The sequence below is a fragment of the Microcoleus sp. PH2017_24_DOB_U_A genome (assembly GCF_020738205.1).
In the GTDB taxonomy this organism is placed as follows: domain Bacteria; phylum Cyanobacteriota; class Cyanobacteriia; order Cyanobacteriales; family Microcoleaceae; genus Microcoleus.
In genome coordinates this window covers 1-4,286 of the sequence record NZ_JAEQCT010000005.1, presented here as the reverse complement: position 1 = coordinate 4,286, position 4,286 = coordinate 1, and the positions used below count along the sequence as shown (strand labels likewise).

The window sequence follows — 4,286 nt, the reverse complement described above, 5'->3', positions numbered from 1 at the left end:
GACTGACATTCCGGGCATTGCATAATATTCCTTTTAAATGTGTGTGATTTGTGACGCTCCGACGACCATTTCATCATACCCTAGTTCAGCAACGCCGATATAACAACTCGCTTGCACCCGATCGAATCAACGTCATTGGGTTAGGAACGAAAGGTTATTGGCAGCGGCGGAACAGCAACGTCCGATGCTAATGGATTTGATATTAGATATCTTCCGCCTTGTGTGCTAACCGATGTGGCGGTTGCTAAGTCGTGCGCTCAATTCCCGGCGGCGTCCAAGTACCGTTGAGGGCTGCTTCTTCCGGCCAGTAAATACGCATTGTCAAGTTAAAGTCTCCGGCGGGGGCAGGCAACCAATTCGACTGCAATGCGGCATCTGTCGGTGCATTTTGGATGTAAATATCCAGGGAACCGTCAGCATTGTACTTCAACGGATCTCGATCGCCCAAAGCATATCGATTCAAAGAATTTTCCACTAACAAGCGATCGCCATCGTACATAGTCACTGACCAAAAAGCTTGACTCGGTGGAAATTCTCCGGGCCCAAACCTCAGTACATATTTGTTAGTACCATTGAGTGGTTGACTGTCGCGATCGCTGTAAGCTGTGGGGTATAGCGCATCAGCATCGAGATTCGCACCCAAACCTACCAAGCTAACGACGGCCCGCTTCAAGTATTCCGTGCCGTAGTCGCCCAAGCCGCGAGAAATCGTCCAACCTTCAACAGCATCGCTTTCACCGCTAGCCGCTGTCGAAATAATTTTTTGTGCTGCGGGTACTGCCCTTTCTAAACCTCGCGTTGCTGCGAAAGATAGGGCATCAAAATCAAATGTTTGGGTTGGTGCTAAACCGAAAGGCTCAAGGCTGGCTACCAGGGGCGCATCGGCTGCTGTTGGCGGATTGCTCTTCATTAGTTGGTTTAACTTGGTATAGAAGCTATCTGCTGACAAGTCGGCAACTTGAACCGGGGGCGGCGGAGTTGTTCCCGGAGGAGCTGGAACAGTTGCAGGTGCTGGCGGTATATTGCCGCTCAGCCAATTGCTTAAGGGAATCAAGCGGTATTTGTCCTGAATTGCTGTTGCATTTGGGATGTCGGCGACGCCATCGACGCGGGTGCGCCCGACGATCCAAGCTAGATTGGTGGGCGATCGCACTTCACCCAAATCGGAGGGTAAAGTTCCCTGCCAGTTGGGCCCGACGATGGCGGCGGCCCCTGCCCCAGTCCCGGTAGTCCGATTTCCCGGAGAATCAAACACGTTCGTCCAACCATCCAGAGTGGGCATCAGATAATAGCGTCCCGTCATATCGGGCCTCTGCAAGACGATCGGCTCTTTGGTTAAATCCAACCAAGCCGTTGAATAGAGAGTATCAACATTCGGCGCGACAACATCTTTGAATGATGGATTGGGAAACTGTCGCACATGGGCGAACTCGTTTATGGGGGCGCGGCCGGCCCCATCCGGTGCTGGGACGGCGGTGGAGACTTCTTGGGTGGTTGCCATCAGTACGAGGGGATAACCGTAGACATAGGCTTTGATGCCTGTGGCAAAAGCCTGCATTTCGCTGTCGCGCTGGGTTTTGGCGGCAGTGGCATCAGCTTCCGAGGCCGATCGGCGGTTGAGTGTCAATTGGTAGGTAGCGGCAGGAAAAGTTGCTGAAGGTTGATCGCCCTGTTGCAAAATTGAGTTGCTGGTAATTTGAGTGGCGGGCTGTTGCTTGACTCGCACGAAATACTGGCCGGGAGTTAGTGTCAGGGATCGGATTGCCTCGGAATTGCTGTTAGTTTGTTCGGAGGATGCGATCGCTTCATCTTCTCCTAAATCGCCATCTCGATTCAAATCTTGCAATAGGGCTAAGTCTACATCGGCGGCGTTTTGCCAACCGTTTAAGCTCAAATCTACAGTAGTGGGTCGATCGAGTTCGAGGCGATAAATATCCTGGCGGTTGGCACTGCCCAAACTACCTGTAACCTGAGTTTCACCAATTTCCCCGGTTAAATTGCGCGCGCCCGCCTCCGTGTTATTGAGAGCGGCGGCAAGGGGTACGATACGATCGCCCACTTCGGCAGGTTTCACTCCCTCTAATACAGCCAAAATACTGTTGTTATCGCGCAACCGCAGCAGTGTGTCGTTGCCGCTGGCTTCTACAAGCAGTCGATCGCCGGTCAAGCCATCGGTGAGTGCGATCGCATCTCCTGCTAGGGAATTAAAATCGACTATGCGATCGGCGCGATCGACTGTGAGGACTGTTGCATCCGGTGCGATCGCAAATACGTCAGCCCCTGGCCCGCCCAACAAGCGATCGCGCCCCGAACCGCCAATGAGGACATCAGCGCCCAATCCGCCTTGCAATTCATCATCGCCCAAACCACCGCGCAGCCAATCATTACCGCGATCGCCGATTAGCAAGTCATTTCCGGGCCCGCCTGCAAGTTCGTCGCTACCGGCGCCCCCGCGAATTGTATCCGCGCCGTCTTGTCCGAAAAGTCGATCGGCGCCGCGATTGCCAAAAATGCGATCGGCCATTGGCGAACCTTGAATCGTATCATTTCCCCCCAAACCATTAACGCCTAATAAGCCGTTGGGAAGTCCGATCGCAGGAATTTGAAAGGTATCGGGTTCCGGAGTTAAGTTTAAGAAATCTACCATAGTAAAATTGATGTCAGACAACAGGGAAAATGGCAAAAAAAGAGATCGAGCTGGCTGTATGTTGGATGTTTGCGATAAAGTATCCAATTTTGCTTCATCCTATAGTTAATATTCTAAGGTGTAATACGAATTTGTCAACCAGCCCATAGCCCCGAACTTAATCCCATTGAACGATTGGGATAGAAAACTAAAATAACGCAGAGTCGTCCAAACTGAATTGAGACTTCTGGCACGAAACCGAAGCCTGTTATCATATTGATGTAATATCTGCGATAATTATGACTCTATGGGTTTCTCTCTTGGCAGATCTCAACGACAATGGCTAATTGCATTCCTGTTAATTAGCCTGCTACTACCTATTATATTTGCAACCTTATTAGTTGGAATTGGCAACGTTTCAGGCTGCCAAATGATAGGTAAAACAGCACAAATATGCCTTGTGAATGGTATCAATATTGGTCAAACTATCAAAAATCTGGTGGATTGGACGTGGTATTTCCCCGTGCTGAGTATGTTCCAAGTCCCGATTTTGATCGTTGGACTGTTTGTTGGATTGCTAGTGTCGATCTACAAAAGCTTTCGAGGTTGGTTTCGTACCTTAATTGGGTTTTTCAGCATTTGGTACATCTGCTTTGCTCCTCTGATTGCCGGAATTGTTTTTGTGGCGTATTTATCCCGGCAAGCTCAATGTTCTTTAAACGAAGGGGGGGTTGGCACTTGTTACTTGTTTGGGCTAGATATGGGTTCCACTTTTCACACTGCTGCAACATTACCCTGGCTGCTGATTATTCTGTTTCCCCTGTGTACTATTACTTCGGTGATATATATTGTTATTGCACTGGTCAATCGCAAACAGAGAGAGCTAGGGTGACTCATCGTGGTTCAATACGCTTTTTTCCACCGTTACTGTATTGAAAAAGTTCATTTGAGATATAATAGTATGGTGATTAAATTGCAAAGCAGCTATCGGGAGGTAGTGTATGCAAACTATTCTTTGAAGCCATGAAGAAGTTGGAGGACTCGCAGAATATTCGTATTATTAACTTTTGATTCATGGAGTATTGTGATGATAGCAGCACGAGATAACGATCGGTACTTTACACCGGAAGAGTATTTTTCTTGGGAAGAAAAGCAGCTAGAAAGACACGAACTGATCGATGGTCGGGTTTATGCGATGAGTGGTGGCACTCAAAATCATAGTGCGATTAAATTAAATGTTGCTAGTTTAATCAGATCGCACTTGCGGGGAAATCCTTGTCGTGTTTTTAATTCAGATTTAAAGGTTAATATTCTCAATACGCCCAACTATACGTATCCCGATCTAAGCGTGACTTGTGACGATCGAGATAGGGAGCATCCTCTCTATATTACCTATCCCTGCTTAATTGTGGAGGTTTTATCGGATAGCACCGAAGCTTACGATCGAGGGAAGAAGTTTGAAAAGTATCGCCGCAACCCGAATCTGGTTGATTATGTGTTAGTCAGTTCGGATGAAATGGCGATCGATATTTATCATAAAAATGAGGCGGGGGATTGGGTGATTTTGAGCTATCGGGAGGGCGAACGGGTTGAGTTTCAAAGTATCAATCTAAGTTTGCCGATCGAGCAATTATATGAGGAAATTATTTTCGATCGACAG

Annotated in this window: 3 protein-coding genes; 2 read left to right on the top strand and 1 reads right to left on the bottom strand. The window is 48.3% G+C overall.

Annotated elements, in window-relative coordinates; all coding sequences use genetic code 11:
- Nucleotides 1–244 precede the first annotated feature (244 nt).
- Nucleotides 245–2,647, bottom strand: a complete 2,403-nt coding sequence (locus tag JGK07_RS00095; RefSeq protein ID WP_293226784.1) for a DUF1254 domain-containing protein — start codon at nt 2,645–2,647, stop codon at nt 245–247.
- A gap of 439 nt (nt 2,648–3,086) precedes the next feature.
- Between JGK07_RS00095 and JGK07_RS00090 the strand changes: the two genes are divergently transcribed.
- On the top strand, nt 3,087–3,518 hold the full coding sequence (locus JGK07_RS00090; RefSeq protein WP_293187116.1) for a hypothetical protein: 432 nt from the start codon (nt 3,087–3,089) through the stop codon (nt 3,516–3,518).
- 195 nt (nt 3,519–3,713) lie between these two features.
- Nucleotides 3,714–4,286, top strand: a 573-nt coding sequence (locus JGK07_RS00085; RefSeq protein WP_293187115.1) for a Uma2 family endonuclease, incomplete at its 3' end; no start/stop codon positions are given.

What these genes read in the sequence shown, in the direction of transcription:
- JGK07_RS00095 (WP_293226784.1), bottom strand. Translation starts at nt 2,647, where the DNA reads ATGGTAGATTTCTTAAACTTAACTCCGGAACCCGATACCTTTCAAATT.